The 15,698-nt window shown below is 56.2% G+C and carries 13 protein-coding genes and 2 pseudogenes; 5 read left to right on the top strand and 10 right to left on the bottom strand.

What is annotated here, in order from left to right; all coding sequences use genetic code 11:
- The 4 genes and pseudogenes from PFH44_RS09945 to dusC all read right to left on the bottom strand — a co-directional run.
- A pseudogene (locus PFH44_RS09945) lies at positions 1-1,135 on the bottom strand (PTS transporter subunit EIIC); the annotation flags it as partial.
- A gap of 32 nt (positions 1,136-1,167) precedes the next feature.
- Positions 1,168-2,001 carry a transcriptional antiterminator BglG gene (gene bglG / locus PFH44_RS09940; RefSeq protein WP_045855861.1) on the bottom strand — a complete coding sequence of 278 codons (834 nt, stop codon included), beginning with the start codon at positions 1,999-2,001 and terminating at the stop codon, positions 1,168-1,170.
- Between the two features lie 177 nt (positions 2,002-2,178).
- A complete protein-coding gene (locus PFH44_RS09935; RefSeq protein WP_283824922.1) occupies positions 2,179-3,543 on the bottom strand; it encodes a carbohydrate porin in 1,365 nt (454 codons plus the stop codon).
- A gap of 357 nt (positions 3,544-3,900) precedes the next feature.
- Entirely contained in the window at positions 3,901-4,833 is a 933-nt protein-coding gene (gene dusC / locus PFH44_RS09930; RefSeq protein ID WP_045856435.1) for a tRNA dihydrouridine(16) synthase DusC, read from the bottom strand.
- A gap of 100 nt (positions 4,834-4,933) precedes the next feature.
- On the opposite strand from dusC, the pseudogene PFH44_RS28080 reads away from it, so the two are divergent.
- The 5 genes and pseudogenes from PFH44_RS28080 to sanA all read left to right on the top strand — a co-directional run.
- A pseudogene (locus PFH44_RS28080) lies at positions 4,934-5,195 on the top strand (hypothetical protein); the annotation flags it as partial.
- 60 nt (positions 5,196-5,255) lie between these two features.
- Entirely contained in the window at positions 5,256-5,660 is a 405-nt protein-coding gene (locus PFH44_RS09920) for a CidA/LrgA family protein (protein ID WP_041146472.1), read from the top strand.
- Positions 5,650-6,345, top strand: coding sequence for a CidB/LrgB family autolysis modulator (locus PFH44_RS09915; protein WP_283824921.1), 696 nt, complete (start codon positions 5,650-5,652; stop codon positions 6,343-6,345). The genes PFH44_RS09920 and PFH44_RS09915 overlap by 11 nt, the downstream gene beginning before the upstream one ends.
- Before the next feature lie 128 nt (positions 6,346-6,473).
- Positions 6,474-7,358, top strand: coding sequence for a cytidine deaminase (cdd, locus tag PFH44_RS09910; RefSeq protein ID WP_283824920.1), 885 nt, complete (start codon positions 6,474-6,476; stop codon positions 7,356-7,358).
- A 126-nt stretch (positions 7,359-7,484) separates the two neighbouring features.
- The gene (sanA, locus tag PFH44_RS09905; RefSeq protein WP_045855872.1) at positions 7,485-8,198 is read left to right on the top strand and encodes an outer membrane permeability protein SanA; all 714 of its coding nucleotides are present in this window, start codon (positions 7,485-7,487) and stop codon (positions 8,196-8,198) included.
- 66 nt (positions 8,199-8,264) lie between these two features.
- Here sanA and mglC read toward each other — a convergent pair whose 3' ends face one another.
- The 6 genes from mglC to folE all read right to left on the bottom strand — a co-directional run bounded on the left by mglC (position 8,265) and on the right by folE (position 15,372).
- The gene (gene mglC, locus PFH44_RS09900) at positions 8,265-9,275 is read right to left on the bottom strand and encodes a galactose/methyl galactoside ABC transporter permease MglC (protein WP_045855874.1); all 1,011 of its coding nucleotides are present in this window, start codon (positions 9,273-9,275) and stop codon (positions 8,265-8,267) included.
- A 15-nt stretch (positions 9,276-9,290) separates the two neighbouring features.
- Entirely contained in the window at positions 9,291-10,811 is a 1,521-nt protein-coding gene (mglA, locus tag PFH44_RS09895) for a galactose/methyl galactoside ABC transporter ATP-binding protein MglA (RefSeq protein WP_045855876.1), read from the bottom strand.
- A 247-nt stretch (positions 10,812-11,058) separates the two neighbouring features.
- Complete coding sequence (gene mglB / locus PFH44_RS09890; protein WP_045855878.1) at positions 11,059-12,057, bottom strand: galactose/glucose ABC transporter substrate-binding protein MglB; 999 nt, start codon at positions 12,055-12,057, stop codon at positions 11,059-11,061.
- Between the two features lie 294 nt (positions 12,058-12,351).
- Entirely contained in the window at positions 12,352-13,374 is a 1,023-nt protein-coding gene (gene galS, locus PFH44_RS09885) for an HTH-type transcriptional regulator GalS (RefSeq protein WP_045856437.1), read from the bottom strand.
- A gap of 155 nt (positions 13,375-13,529) precedes the next feature.
- On the bottom strand, positions 13,530-14,687 hold the full coding sequence (yeiB, locus tag PFH44_RS09880) for a DUF418 domain-containing protein YeiB (RefSeq protein ID WP_283824919.1): 1,158 nt from the start codon (positions 14,685-14,687) through the stop codon (positions 13,530-13,532).
- 16 nt (positions 14,688-14,703) lie between these two features.
- Positions 14,704-15,372, bottom strand: a complete 669-nt coding sequence (folE, locus tag PFH44_RS09875) for a GTP cyclohydrolase I FolE (protein ID WP_041146481.1) — start codon at positions 15,370-15,372, stop codon at positions 14,704-14,706.
- Between the last annotated feature and the right edge of the window lie 326 nt (positions 15,373-15,698).

The raw sequence follows: 15,698 nt of genomic DNA, 5'->3' as shown, positions 1-15,698 counted from the left end.
CGCCCCCCCCTGCCCCATCACCGCCGGCAACAGCATCGGCAGCATCGAATCCTGGCCGAGCACCGTCAGGTTGTTGATCATCAGCGGGATCAGCCCCCAGTGCAGGCCAAAGATCACGCAAACCTGCCACAGGGCGCCCATTGCGGCCCCTGCCAGCCACGGCGCAACCGCGTAGATAATCTGGTAACCGTGGGCCAGCAGCTGGCTCAGCCAGGTGGCAACCGGGCCGATAGCCAGGAAAGTGAGCGGCACCACCACCGCCAGGCAAATGGCCGGAGTGAAGAAGTTTTTCATCGCTGACGGCAGCACCGCGTTGCTGCGCCGCTCCAGCCAGCAGCTGACCCACGAGGCGAGAATAATCGGGATAACCGACGAGCTGTAGTTGATAAAGGTCAGCGGAATGCCGAGAAAATACGCCGCCGCGGCTCCAGGTGCCTGGCTGGCCTCAAACGCCTGAATCATCAGCGGATGAGTTAACGCCCCGCCGATAACCATGGTGATAAACGGATTGCCGCCAAATTTTTTGCCGGCGGTATAGCCTAAAAAGAGCGGGAAGAAGAAAAACAGCGCGTCGCTGGCGGCAAACCAGACCTTATACGTCGCCTGCTGCGGAGCCAGCCAGCCGCACACCACCGCCAGCGCCAGCATGCCCTTAAGGATCCCCGACGCCGCCAGGACGCCGATAAACGGGGTGAAGATGCCGGAGACCACGTCGATGACCTGGCCGAGAACGGAGGTTTTCTCGCCCGTTTCCGCCGCCGGCTCGCTGTCGTCGGTCAGCCCGGCTTCGCTGCGTACCGCCTGCCAGACGTCGTGAACGTGGTTGCCGATCACCACCTGAAACTGGCCGCCGCTTTCGACCACCATAATGACGCCCGGATTCATCTTCAGCCCTTCCGCGTCCGCCTTTTTATTCTCTTTAAGCTTAAAGCGCAGCCGTGTAGCGCAGTGAACCAGACTCACAATATTCTCTTTGCCACCAACCCGGCTAAGAATATCCTGCGCGAGTGCTTTATATTCCATGCTGTTTTCCTTGACTTCAGCCGCCCGCGGGCGGCCCGTGACTGAGTGTTAAAATAAAAAAAACCCGAGAACAACGCCGGATGGCGTCGCGCTCAGGTTTTGCCTGCGTTATGCAGTAACAATCCAATTTTTGGTCGCTGGAGGCTAACGCCCCTCTTTTCTTACCCGTTCAATATGAATGGCAAGAAACATAATCTCTTCCGTCGTCAGCTGCCGCTGATAGCTTTTCTGCAGATGTCGAGCCACGGTTTCCGCACACTTCCACGCCCTGGGGTAGTTGTCCTTCACCGCGCTGTGCAGCGTCACGTCATCATCTTCCACCACCGTGCGGGTCAGCATCCGCTGGGCGAAAAACTTCAGGTGGGTGACAAAGCGCTGGTAGCTTAACGACTCTTCGTCGTAGTTCAGCTGCAGCTGATACTTCACCAGCTGCAGAATCTCCTGCATTACCCGGGTGACGTGCATCACTTCCGGCATTTCGCTGTTGAGCTGGGCGGTGACCAGATGCAGGGCAATAAACCCGGCCTCGTCTTCGGCAAGCTCAACGCCGAGCCGCCGGGCAATAATCGCCCGCGCCTCCTGCCCCAGCTCAAACTCTTTCGGATACAGCCGCTTAATTTCCCACAGCAGGACGTTGCGGATGGTCACGCCGTTTTTCTGCCGCTCAATGGCGAAGTGGCAGTGGTCGGTCAGGGTGATGTACAGACTCTCCTGCAGTTTGCCCAGCCGCCCGCGCGCCAGCTCAATAATTCGGTCGCAGGTGGTCATCACCTCCAGCGGTATCTGGCTGAGTAACTCCCCCAGGCGGCCCACCAGCTCATCGCTGTGCAGCGCGAAGACCTTTTCAATTTTACTTTCATCCAGCGAGTCGCCGACGCGTTTCTGAAAGGCGAGCCCTCGCCCCATGACGACCTGCTCGCGCTGCTGCTCGTCGAGAATAACCACCACATTGTTATTAAGAACTTTGGCGATTTGCATATGAACCCCGGAAACAAAAAAACCTGACCCCCGACAAATGCCAGGAAATCAGGTTTTGCCTGCCTAAGCAGTAGCAATCCAACTCCAGCACTGTAGCAACTTCTTTCTTTGTCTCAACTACCCAGGCAGAGAAACGTGATACAGATCGCGGCTAACAGCGTATCGCCGCGGCGTTTTTTAGAAAGTGACCACCGTTTTCCACTCCACAACCCACGCATCCTGGGTCTCTGCGACGCCGCCGGGACGGTGCCAGTACTGCAGGCCGGGCTGCAGCTCGAGCCAGGAAATCGGGCGGAAGCGATAGTAGAGTTCTGCGTTCAGCGAATGCCCGGCCACCGGCTGATAGCTGGCATCGTAGTAGTTCGTGGCCCCGCTGATTTGGTTCATATAGCGCTGATTGCGGGCGTAGCTGTCGCTCAACTCCATCCAGGTCAGGCCAAAGCCGATCCAGTCCGCCGGTCGGGCGTCAAACAGGCCGCGATAGCGCATCGAGGCGGCCACGGCGGTATGAATATAGTTGCTACGCTGGTCGCTGTAGCTGCCGCTCAGCGACAGGCTCATGCCGCGCTCAGGATCGTCGGCGTGCCGGGTGACCTGCTGGTTGAGCCCGCCGTACAGGAACCAGGTCCGGTTATGCTGAGCATAGCCGTCGGGGTCCGTCGCGCCGGGGCCGCCGGATTTGCCGTAATAGAGATCGCTCTGCGGTGCGTTGGTGAACAGTACGCCGAGGTTATGGGCGCCAGGCAGGTCGTTAATCGTCGGACGAGCCTCAATTTCCAGCGGCAGCAGCACGCCTTTACTGCCCTTCGTCGACCAGCTCCACGCGTGGCTGCGGGAAGCGGCCTGCGGGTTCTGCTCCATCACCCCGCCTTTCAGGGTGAGCGTCGGCATCAGCTTATATTCGAAGGTGGTCCCCCAGGTATGCACGTTCCAGTTATTCCACGTCAGCGAGTTGGCGGATTTACCGCCGCACTGCGAGAGCAGTTGGAAGTCGCAGGGAATGATCTGATCGAACGTCTGCACTTTGTTCATCATGCCGATTCGCCAGGTCAGGCGCCGGTCGTCAAAGCTGCGGGTGAAGGTGAGCCAGCCGAGGCGGGTGATGGACTGCCCGCCCCAGCTCTCCTGGGAGAGATCGTTAAAGTTAACCCGCGGATCCTGCAGCCGCCTGGTGGTCAGATTGTCGTCGTGATTACGGTTGACGATATTCCCTTCGATGCGCGCGTCGGGGATCCCGGTCCAGCGCTCAAGATCCTGGTTAAAGGTCAGCGCCAGCTGGTCAATATAGGCCAGATGCTTATCAGGATTGTAGCCGCCGCCGGCGTTATAGCCCATTTCATTGAGATAGCCGAGGTTATAATTAAATCCCAGATCGGTAAGTATCGGGCGAATGCCTGCCATATCACCCAGCAGCCCTTTTTGCGGGTTTTCAAAACCTAATACGCTACCGTTCCACGCCGGCGGTTGCGCAGCCAGCGCCGCCGGCGTCAATAGCGAAAATGCCAGCAGAGAGAACAGGCGATTTATTTTTTTGTCGTTCATAGATATATCCAACCTGACTGAGTAAAGGTAATAGCTGTCCGCAGGCAATAAATTTGCCCGTTTTTAATTTATTTTTTTATTTTTGGAGAAAGGGGGGCCGTCGGTCATTAAACCGCTTAGCCGCATCGCACCTTTATTTACAACTCATTGTTTTATTTAATAATTAAACTCCCTATAAATTGAAGGCAAAAAAAAACCTAAGCACTCCCCACCACGACTGGCGGAAGTGCTTAGGTTTTGCCTGTAATCAGTAGCAACCCTGAATATTAGAACGGCACAATATCACTCCCTTAGTGAAATTCCCATCAGCAGAAACTTCCTAAGTAATAATCTGTGAGCGAATTAACACTCCTGAGATTAATAGCGGGCGATAGCGGCGGCAATTTCGGCAGAGGTTTTTAGGGTGCGGATCTCATTAAATACCCCCAGCGCTTCGGTATATTCTTTACGTAAATAGCTGAGCCACTGCTTGATGCGGGCTACGTGATAGAGGCCGGTATCGCCCTGCTTTTCCAGCCGGGTATATTTTTGCAGCAGCAGCACGACCTGCGGCCACGGCATGCGCGGTTCGTTGTATTTTATCACCCGGCTTAAGTTCGGCACGTTCAGCGCTCCCCGACCGATCATCACCGAGTCGCAGCCGGTGGCCGCCAGGCACGCCTGCGCGCTCTGCCAGTCCCAGATTTCGCCGTTGGCCACCACCGGGATCGTCAGACGGCGGCGGATCTCTCCGATCGCCTGCCAGTTGATGCTCTCCGCCCTGTAGCCCTCTTCTTTGGTGCGTCCGTGAACCACCAGCTCGCTGGCTCCCGCCTGCTGTACGGCGTCGGCAATTTCAAACCGCCGCTCGCCGCTGTCCCAGCCGAGGCGCACTTTTACCGTCACCGGCAGGTGGTCAGGCACCGCTTCACGCATGGCCTTCGCGCCGCGATAAATCAGCTCCGGATCCTTCAGCAGCGTCGCGCCGCCGCCGCTGCCGTTAACCAGCTTTGACGGGCAGCCGCAGTTCAGGTCAACGCCCCACGAGCCGAGCTCCACCGCCCGGGCGGCGTTCTCCGCCAGCCACTGTGGATACTGTCCGAGCAGCTGCACGCGCACGCGGGTTCCGGAGGGCGTCCGGCTGTGGTGATGCAGCTCCGGGCAGAGTCGGTAAAACGATTTTGCCGGCAGCAGCTGGTCCACCACGCGCAAAAATTCGGTGATGCACAGATCGTAATCGTTGACTTCGGTCAGCAGCTCGCGCACCAGCGAATCGAGCACGCCTTCCATCGGCGCCAGTAATACCCGCATATTGTTATTCATTGCCCGGAAAAAAAGAGGCGCTATGTTAGCGCCTCTCCGTGCCGGTTGAAAGGGCTCCGTGCGGGTTTTCCCGCCGCCGGCGCGAGCGGAAATGACCGTGGCGTCGGCGTCGAGGAACGTCGCCAGCGGGCTGCTGCAAAATAGCGATATGATCTCTATTCTTTCTTTACGCCTGGCCGAACGGCGGCAGCCGGCGATTCTTCATTTGCCGCGCATCGAACAAAAAGGTAGCGTCGGGGGTATTCCGATGAAAAGGCGAAGCGCCATCGCCCGGCTTCAGCCGGTCTCTTCATTCGCTAACGCAGGGTTCCCTTGCTCTATCCCCGCGATGCGTATTATTCATGATGTGATCGGTAGCACATTTCTGGGTTTAATTGTATGATGAATTCGGTTCATCAAGGGTTATTACCATGAGTCAATCACTGATTATTATCTGGCAGTATCTGCGGGCTTTTGTGCTGATTTACGCCTGCCTGTACGCCGGGATTTTTATCGCCTCCCTGCTGCCCATCACCATCCCCGGCAGCATTATCGGGATGCTGATTTTGTTCGTCCTGCTGGCGCTGCAGATTATGCCGCCGAAGTGGGTTAATCCCGGCTGTAACGTGCTGATTCGCTATATGGCGCTGCTGTTCGTGCCCATCGGCGTGGGCGTAATGCAGTACTGGGATTTGCTCCGCGCTCAGCTCGGCCCGGTCGCCGTCTCCTGTACCATCAGCACGCTGGTCGTTTTCCTGGTTGTCAGCTGGAGCTCTCACCTGGTGCACGGCGAACGCAAAGTGGTCGGCCAAAAAGGAAGCAAAAATGATGCATGAAATCTGGTGGTCACTGCCGCTGACGCTGATCGTCTTTTTCCTCGCCCGCAGGATGGCAGCGCGCTTTAAATTTCCGCTGCTTAACCCGCTGCTGGTGGCGATGGTGGTCATCATCCCTTTTCTGCTGCTGACCGGCATCTCCTACGATCGCTATTTTCAGGGCAGTAAGATCCTCAACGATCTGCTGCAGCCTGCGGTGGTGGCGCTGGCCTTTCCTTTATACGAGCAGCTCCACCAGATTCGCGCCCGCTGGAAATCGATTATTACCATCTGCTTTATCGGCAGCGTGGTGGCGATGGTCACCGGGACCACCGTGGCGCTGTTAATGGGCGCGACGCCGCAAATCGCCGCGTCGATCATGCCGAAATCGGTCACCACGCCGATTGCGATGGCGGTCAGCGGCAGCATTGGCGGTATTCCGGCAATCAGCGCGGTATGCGTTATCTTCGTCGGCATCCTCGGCGCGGTTTTCGGCCATACGCTGCTCAACCTGATGCGCATCCGCACCAAGGCCTCACGCGGCCTGTCGATGGGTACCGCCTCGCACGCGCTGGGCACCGCGCGCTGCGCGGAGCTGGATTACCAGGAGGGGGCCTTCAGCTCGCTGGCGCTGGTGCTGTGCGGGATTATTACCTCCCTGGTTGCGCCGTTTTTGTTCCCGGTCATTTTAGCCGTGGTGGGATAATATGTGACTTATGTCACATTTATTAATGCAACATAATGGAGTTGCACAAACAATGAGATATTAATCACATATACAGGCCATCGCCGCCCGTACACTAGATTTCCATTACATTGTTATGAGGCAACGCCATGCACCCACGTTTTCAAGCTGCTCTCCCTCAACTGACGGCAGACCTGCAGACGGCAATCGCCCCGATGCTGACCGACCCGCATTTCCCGGCCATGCTCTATGCAGACCAGGTCGCCGCGCTGCAAAGCGCAACCGGCCTCGACGAAGACGCGCTGGCCTTTGCCCTGCTGCCGCTGGCCGCCGCCTGCGCGCGCGCGGACCTCTCGCATTTTAACGTTGGCGCTATCGCGCGCGGCGTCAGCGGGCGCTGGTATTTCGGCGGCAACATGGAATTCCTCGGCGCGACCATGCAGCAAACCGTCCATGCGGAGCAGAGCGCCATCAGCCATGCGTGGCTACGCGGCGAAAAATCCCTGCTGGCTATCACCGTTAACTACACGCCCTGCGGCCACTGTCGTCAGTTTATGAATGAGCTCAACAGTAGCCAGGTGCTGCGCATCCACCTGCCAGGCCGCGAGGCGCATTCGCTGCAGCACTATCTGCCGGACGCCTTTGGTCCGCAGGATCTGGAGATCAAAACGCTGCTGATGGACGAGCAGGATCACGGCTTCCCGTTGAGCGGCGACGCGCTGGCGCAGGCGGCGATCCGGGCGACAAACCGCTGCCACATGCCCTACAGCCAGTCGCCGTCAGGCGTCGCGCTGGAGCTGAAGGACGGCACGCTCTTCTCCGGCAGCTATGCCGAAAACGCCGCCTTTAACCCGACGCTGCCGCCGCTGCAGGGTGCCCTCAACCTGCTCAGCCTGAACGGCTATGATTATGCCGATATCCAGCGGGCCATTCTCGCCGAAAAAGCCGATGCAGCGCTGATCCAGTGGGATGCCACCGCCGCCACGCTGAAAGCCCTCGGCTGTCACAGTATTGACCGCGTGCTGCTCGGTTAAATCACCCATAAAACGGGCCCTGGGCCCGTTTTGTTGAAAATCCCCGCAATCAAACGATGGTTTCTTGCTCTTGCCCGGCGGGTAAAGTAGCCTGAACACTCCATTGTCTACCGTTGAGCCTGGTTAATGTTAAAGCGCGTGTTATACAGCCTGTTAGTCCTGTTCGGCCTGCTGCTGTTGACCGTGCTGGGTCTTGACCGCTGGATGAGCTGGAAAACCGCGCCCTATATCTACGATGAGCTGCAGGATCTGCCCTACCGCCAGGTTGGGGTGGTGCTCGGCACCGCCAAGTACTACCGCACCGGGGTCATCAATCAATACTATCGCTACCGTATCCAGGGCGCGCTCAACGCCTACAACAGCGGCAAGGTGAACTACCTGCTGCTCAGCGGCGATAACGCGCTGCAGAGCTATAATGAGCCGATGACGATGCGCCGGGACCTGATTAAAGCCGGCGTCGATCCGGCGGATATCGTGCTCGACTACGCCGGCTTCCGCACCCTCGACTCCATCGTGCGGACCCGCAAGGTATTCGACACCAACGATTTTATTATCATCACCCAGCGCTTCCACTGCGAGCGCGCGCTGTTTATCGCCCTGCATATGGGCATTCAGGCGCAGTGCTATGCGGTACCGTCGCCAAAAGATATGTGGAACGTGCGGCTGCGCGAATTCGGCGCGCGCTTCGGCGCCCTCGCGGATCTCTACGTCTTCAAACGCGAGCCGCGTTTTCTGGGCCCGCTGATCCCGATTCCGTCGCAGCAGGAGGTTCCTCAAGGGGCGCAGTCCTACCCGGCGGTAACCCCGGAACAGCTGCTGGAGCTGCAAAAAGAGAAGTAGCGGGCCGTGCCTTACGATAGCCAAAAAAAAGCCCGCTCGGTGCGCGGGCCTGATAAGCATCGAACGTTATTTTTTGCGCGCGTATTTCAGCGAATCCAGCGCAACGGCGAAGATAATAATGGCGCCTTTGATAATGTACTGCCAGTACGGGTTCACGCCGATATAGGTCAGCCCGTAGTTAATCACCGTAAAGATGATAACGCCGGTAACCACGCCGAACACGGTACCCACGCCGCCGCTGAAGGAGACGCCGCCGACGACGCAGGCCGCAATCGCATCCAGCTCGTACATAAAGCCGAGATTGTTGGTAGCGGAGCCAATTCGCCCGGCCTCCAGCAGCCCGCCGAAGGCGTAAAACACGCCGGACAGGGCATAAATCATCAGCAGGTTAAGGGCCACGTTAACCCCTGAAACCTTCGCCGCTTCCGGGTTGCCGCCGATAGCAAAGATGTTTTTGCCGAAGCGGGTTTTGTTCCACAGGATCCAGACGAAGAAGACGGCAATCAGCGCATAGAAGGTAATATACGACAGGCGGAACGTCCCCAGCGCAACAAACCCTTGCGCAAAATTCGAGAAGTGGCTGTCGAATCCGGAAACCGGCGAGGCGCCAACAAAATCGTAGTACAGGGAGTTGATCCCATAGACGATGATCATGGTGCCCAGGGTGGTGATAAACGGCGTCACGTTGAGGTAGGCGATGATAATGCCGTTAAGCAGGCCAATTACCGCGCCAATCGCGCACACCAGCAGGATCACCAGCGGAATTGGCATGGTTGCCATATCCGGGAAGACCTTGTTGGCGTTATCCACCGCCTGCAGCATCGTTGCGGCAATAACCGCCGCCAGGCCAACCTGACGTCCGGCTGACAGGTCGGTACCCTGAGTGACGATGAGCCCCGCGACGCCCAGCGCGATAATAATACGCACCGAGGACTGGGTCAGAATGTTACTTAAGTTGAGTAAACTTAAGAAGGTGGGATCCTGGAAAATAATAATGGCCAGCAGGACCAAAAGAACAACGTAAATCCCACCATCCTTCAGGTAGGTGAGAAAACTCTTTTTATTTAATGCGCTCATCGCAAGCCCCTGATCTTAAAGATGCAACGACGCAAGACGTAAAATTTCGTTTTGCGTAGTGGTTTTTGTCTCAACAATTCCGGCAACGAGACCGTTGCTCATTACCAGAATACGGTCAGTAATACCCAGCAGCTCCGGCATCTCGGAGGAAATAATAATGATTCCTTTCTCTCTTTTGGCCAGCTCGGCAATCAGCTGATAGATTTCAAACTTGGCCCCGACGTCAATCCCGCGCGTCGGTTCATCAAGCATCAAAATCTCCGGCTGGGTTAACAGCCAGCGGCCGATAATAACCTTCTGCTGGTTACCGCCGGACAGCGAACCAATTTGCGTATGCTGTCCAGGGGTCTTCACGCGCATGGAATCAATAACCCATTGGGTATCGCTTTTCATGCGCGAGTTATCCAGCAGTCCGACCCTATTCTTATATTTCTTAATATTGGAGATCAGGGAGTTAAAACCGATATCGAGATAAGCATAAATCCCGGTAGAACGGCGCTCTTCGGTCACCAGCGCAAAGCCGTGGTTAATGGCTTCGTTGGCGCTATGGTTATTAATTTGCTTACCGTGGAGCTTGATCGTCCCGCTGGCCTTTTCGCGAATGCCGAATAGGGTCTCAACGATATCGGTACGCTTGGCCCCCACCAGCCCGGCCACGCCGAGGATTTCGCCCTTGTGCAGGTCAAAGGAGATATCGCGGATCGACGGCTGACGCAGAGACGTCAGGTTGCGCACCTCAAGGATCACCTCGCCCGGCGTATTTTCACGGTCCGGGAAGCGCTGGTTCAGGGAGCGGCCGACCATCATGGCGATGATCTTATCCATGTCCAGGCCTTCCAGCGGCTGGGTGGCAATCCACTGACCGTCGCGCAGGATGGTTATCTCATCGCACAGCTGGAAAATCTCTTCCATTTTGTGGGAGATATAGACAATGCCGCAGCCGCGTTCTTTCAGCTTACGGATGATCTTAAACAGATGGTTGACCTCTTTTTCGGTCAGCGACGACGTCGGCTCGTCCATAATGACGATTTTGGCGTCATAGGAAAATGCCTTCGCAATTTCAATCATCTGCATTTGCGATACCGATAGCGTCCCTACGCGCGCGCGCGGGTCAATATCAATATCCAGTTCATCAAATATCGCTTTGGTATCGCGATACATTTTTTCCTGATCGACAAACATGCCCTTGGTGGGATAACGGCCCAGCCACATGTTGTCCATTACCGAACGTTGTAATACTAAGTTTAATTCCTGGTGAACCATTGAGATGCCGTTTTCCAGGGCTTCTTTCGCCGAATGGAAGTCGATCTCTTTTCCCTGAAAAAGAATGCTGCCGGAATCTTTTTGATAGATCCCAAAAAGGCATTTTAATAATGTCGATTTTCCCGCTCCGTTCTCGCCCATTAATGCATGAATAGAGTGAGGACGGACCTTCAGGTTGACATTATCGAGTGCCTTGACGCCAGGAAATGATTTGTTGATGTTGCTCATTTCCAACAAAAACTCGCCCGACCGTTCGCTATTATTACTGACCATAGTTATACCTGGCTGCGTTCATGCACACCCTTAGCTGACGAATTAGCGCCAAAATAAGGGTCTGGTTCTGTATCAGGAATAATCGGGCGTAGCGGCTGGCAATCCTTCAGGCTGCCATTTTACCGGCGACGTTGGTCTCAACGCTTCCCGAGTGATTTTATTTATGCTGATACGCCCGTACATCTACTCGATGAATATCGAGCTGCGAAATGGTATTCACCCGCAGCTCGAAACCGAGTATTAAATATTATTTGCCGATAAACTGGCTCAGATTGTCTTTATCTACGCCAACGTAAGGAACGCGAACGATTTTATTTTCAATCTTCCAGCTGGTGCCTGCAGCAGGTTCTTTACCGGCTGCCAGGTTTCTCGCCAGATCGAAGGTGGCTTTTGCCTGGTTATTGGCATCGTTCAGCACGGTACCGGCCATCGCACCGGATTTAACCAGCGCCAGCGCTTCTGGTAAGGCGTCGACGCCGAAGACCGGAATGCTGCTCTTGTTATGCGCTTTCAGCGCTTCTACCGCACCCATTGCCATCGCATCGTTGTTGGCGATAACCACTTCAATTTTGTTCGCGTTAGGGCCGGAGAGCCAGGCGTCCATCTTATCTTTCGCCTGAGCGGTATCCCACATCGCGGTGTCCATCTGCAGCTGCTGGGTTTTCAGACCTTTGTCATTCAGCTCTTTAATAACGTAGGTGGTACGCGCTTCAGCATCCGGATGACCCGGCTCGCCTTTCAGCAGCACATACTGAATCTGACCGTCTTTGTTCAGATCCCAGCCGGCATTGGCTTTCCAGTGTTTAGCAATCAGGTCGCCCTGGATAATACCGGACTCTTTAGAGTCGGTACCGACGTAAAACGCCTTGTCATAGCTGTCCAGCGCTTTACGGGAAGGCTCTTTGTTAAAGAACACTACCGGGACGTTCTGTCCGCGCGCTTTATCGATGACGGTGCCTGCAGCAGCCGGATCCACCAGGTTAATGGCCAGCGCCTTGACGCCTTTTGCCAGCAGGACGTCAATCTGATCGTTCTGTTTGGACTGGTCGTTTTGCGAGTCGTTCATCAGCAGCTGAACGTCCGGCGCTGATTTGCCGTCTTTCTCAATGGCCTTACGCACCACCGACATAAAGTTGTCGTCATATTTATAAATGGTTACGCCGATGCGGGTATCAGCTGCGTGTGCCGCGGCGCCAAATAACATACTCGCCATAACTGCAGACAGGGTTAACACCTTCTTATTCATGGAATCTCCGGTTTTTTTTATGCAGGGTCATTGGTGTGAAAACGGCTGGCGGGAAGTTGTTACATTAACGTTACCGCACAGCAAGGTTCACGACTGTAAATTCTGTCTTCCGTGTAGGGTAACGCTCCAAAGGTACGGCTTCACTCGCAGTTTAGCGCCTTGTTCCCGTTGTAAAAGTGATTAATCACCGTGACAAAATGGTCAGGACTGGTAAACGCGGCCATCATAATCAGTTGAATGTTAATATACTGTGAATTTACTCACAGATTGAAAGCGGTTACATCACCGCCCTTTTCAGTTAGTGATCGGACCCACAATTTGCCGCTGGGTCACCGAATGGCGACGAACCAGAGTCGGCATAAAGCAGTGGCGAGCCTCATGGTCAAGCTTGCCCGCAGCCCCCAGCAGCGCCAGCTCGGTGGCCAGTTTTGCCATCGACATAATAGGATAGCGCACCGTCGTCAGCTGTGGGTCGGTGTAACGAGAAATAGGGATATCATCAAAGCCAATCAGCGACAGATGCTGCGGCACGATAATGCCGTTATCTTTCAGCGTGGTCAGCGCACCGGCCGCCATGCTGTCGTTGTAGGCGAAAACGGCGGTGAGGCCTAAATTACGCCCCAGCAGCTCGACCATTGCCGCCTCGCCGCCCTGCATGTCCGGCGAACCGGAGCCTACCCAGCTGTCGGGGGCAATAATGCTTTGTTCCTGTAACGCCCTGAACCACCCCTCCCGGCGCAGAGAGTCATCCTCAATGCCGTGATTTGAGGAGAGATAGCCGATCCGCTGGTGGCCGTGGTTGAGCAGCATCCGCGTCGCCATCAGCGCCCCGCTGACGTTGTCCAGACCAACGCAGCGGTGCGCGTAGCCGGGCACAATGCGGTTGATCAGCACCATCCCCGGAATATGCTGCATGAAATCGCCGAGCTCCTCGTCGCTCAGCGCCTTGGAGTGCACGATCAGCGCCGAACAGCGCTGGCGGATCAGCACTTCGATGGCGTTACGCTCTTTTTCCGCCTCGTGGTAGCTGTTGCCGATCAGCACGTATTTCTGATGCTGCTGGGCCACGGTATCCACCGCCTTCACCAGCGCGCCGAAAAAGGCATCCGATACGTCCATCACCACCACGCCGATGGTATCGCTGACCTGCGTCGCCAGCGCCTGCGCGTTGGCGTTGGGCCGGTAGCCCAGCTGCGTTACCGCTTTCATTACGCTTTCGCGCGTATCCGGGCTCACCAGCGCGCTATTATTCAGCACGCGCGAGACCGTCGCGACGGAAACCCCCGCCTGACGGGCGACATCACGAATGGTGATCATGCTCACCGACCTGTAGAGAATTGCAATACGTCACACCCACCTCCTGTGTTCAGCAAGGTGGCTATTCTGGCAGCGACGCGCGGCGCGCTACGTGAGTGAGGTCACACGCCTGAAAACGCTTACATTCATTTTGTTAACGATTGTGATCGAGATCGTTATCTGGATGTGTTCTTTAATGATGTCCCTGAGGCCCGCAGGGTGAGCTGACGCCACAGCCATTCAACCGGGCCCTGGCGGAAATGACGCAGCCAGAAGAGTGAGAATATGAGGTTTACCGCCCAAACCGGAACGACGAAGGCCAGCAGCTGCAGGCGGTCGAACTTCATAAACAGGCCAAGGTGGTAAAAGAGCGTGGTGCAGATGAGGGTTTGTAGCAGGTAGTTGGTCAGCGCCATGCGCCCGACGCAGGCAATGGCGGTCACCAGCCGCAGCTTACACAGCCAGGGCCAGAAGCCCCACGCCAGGGAAGCGTAGCCAATGGTTTGCAGCGGCGCGCCGAGCTCGCGCGGCGCCTGCAGCAGGAACGCGCACCAGCGGGGATCCCAGGCGAGATACCACTGGGCGAAAATCGCCGGGATATTCACCGCCATTCCGGCGATGACCAGCAGGAAGCCGGTACGCCGGTAGTGGCTGAGGCTGAACTGCCCTTTTAGCCAGCCGCTGCGCATCAGGGCGGCGCCCATCAGCATCATTCCCGCCAGCTGCCAGCCGTACTGCGCGCCAAGCGCCAGCAGGTTATCCGACAGCATATCCGCGCGATTGCTTATCGCTTCGAAGCCGCCGTTCAGCTTCCAGTACTGCTCATACTGTAAATTTGCCGCGTCGGGCACCCAGGAGCGATTCGGCGCATTGCCGGAAATGACGCCAAGCAGCACCAGCACCGCCACGCCGATGACGTACAGCATCACGCCGGTATTAAACAGGGATTTGAGGTGATGCGCATCGCGAATCATTCTCCAGGCCACCAGCCCCACCAGCGCATAGGCCAGCAGGATATCGCCATCCCAGAAAAAGAGTCCGTGGATAAATCCCAGCATCGCCAGCAGCGTCAGCCGCGACTGGATCCAGCGCTTGCCGCGAGGCAGCAGCATCTGCAGCCCGGCGCCAAACAGCAGGGCAAAGAGGGTCAGAAATTTCACCTGCGCCAGCAGGTCGAGAATGGCCCAGGTCCAGGCGTCGCTGACGGAGAGGCTCCCGGACCACGCCGGGTTGAGATAGGCCGCCTTCGGCAGGCCGAAGGCGTTAATATTCAGCAGCAGAATACCCAGGATGGCGACGCCACGAACGAAGTCCAGCGTGACGTTTCTTTCCATGTACCCTGCTCCGATTTTAGCTGTGGTGACGTACGGCGCGCAGGAACTCCTGGCGGGTATTCTGGCTGGATTTAAACAGGCCGCCCAGCGAGGTGGTTGTGGTGGCGCTGGTTGCATCGCGAATACCGCGCGCCTTCACGCAGTAATGCACCGCATCAATCGATACCGCCACGTTGCTGGTGCCCAGCAGGGTCTGCAGCGCGGTTAAAATCTGCTGCGTCAGGCGCTCCTGCACCTGCGGGCGCTGGGAGAAGAACTGCACGATGCGGTTGATTTTCGACAGGCCAATGACCGAATCTTTCGGAATATAGGCAACCGTCGCTTTACCATCAATCGTCACGAAGTGGTGTTCGCAGGTGCTGGTCAGGGTGATATCGCGCACGGTAACCATTTCATCAACCTGCATCTTGTTCTCGATGACGGTGATTTTGGGGAACCTGGCGTAGTCCAGTCCGGAAAAGATCTCATCGACATACATTTTAGCGATGCGATGCGGGGTTTCCATCAGACTGTCATCACTAAGATCAAGATTCAGCAGCTGCATAATCTCAGTCATGTGTCCGGCAATCAGACGCTTGCGAGTTTCATTATCTATTTCTTGTACTGGCGGACGCAACGGCGTCTCCAGCCCACGAGCGACCAGCGCTTCATGAACGAGTATGGCTTCTTTGCTCAGTGATGACATTTATGTTCTCCTGCAGGTGTGGCGCTCTTTGCTCTTCTGAGGGCAAAGTTTGCATGCATTGTGCGTGAGGTAGCGCACATAATCTAGTAGCCGAAACGATAATTATTGAAATTTGCGTTACCTATTGATAGTGCGCTTCCGGTCTCACCTCTTCCACGTCGCGCCTGTCAATCGTCTAACGCCCGCCAGTTGCCACTTCCCGAATAAAAGAACGACTTTGCGTCATTCTCAATAGCACAGCCGCCGGAGCATGTTGGCTAAAAGTTGCATTAATGATGCAATATGTTCCCGAAAGGAGGAAGTGAAAGTTGCTCACGAGTGTATGA

It is taken from the genome of Klebsiella sp. Ech2A, from assembly GCF_030078455.1.
Lineage (GTDB): Bacteria > Pseudomonadota > Gammaproteobacteria > Enterobacterales > Enterobacteriaceae > Klebsiella > Klebsiella terrigena.
This window is presented reverse-complemented; position numbering and strand designations above follow the sequence as displayed.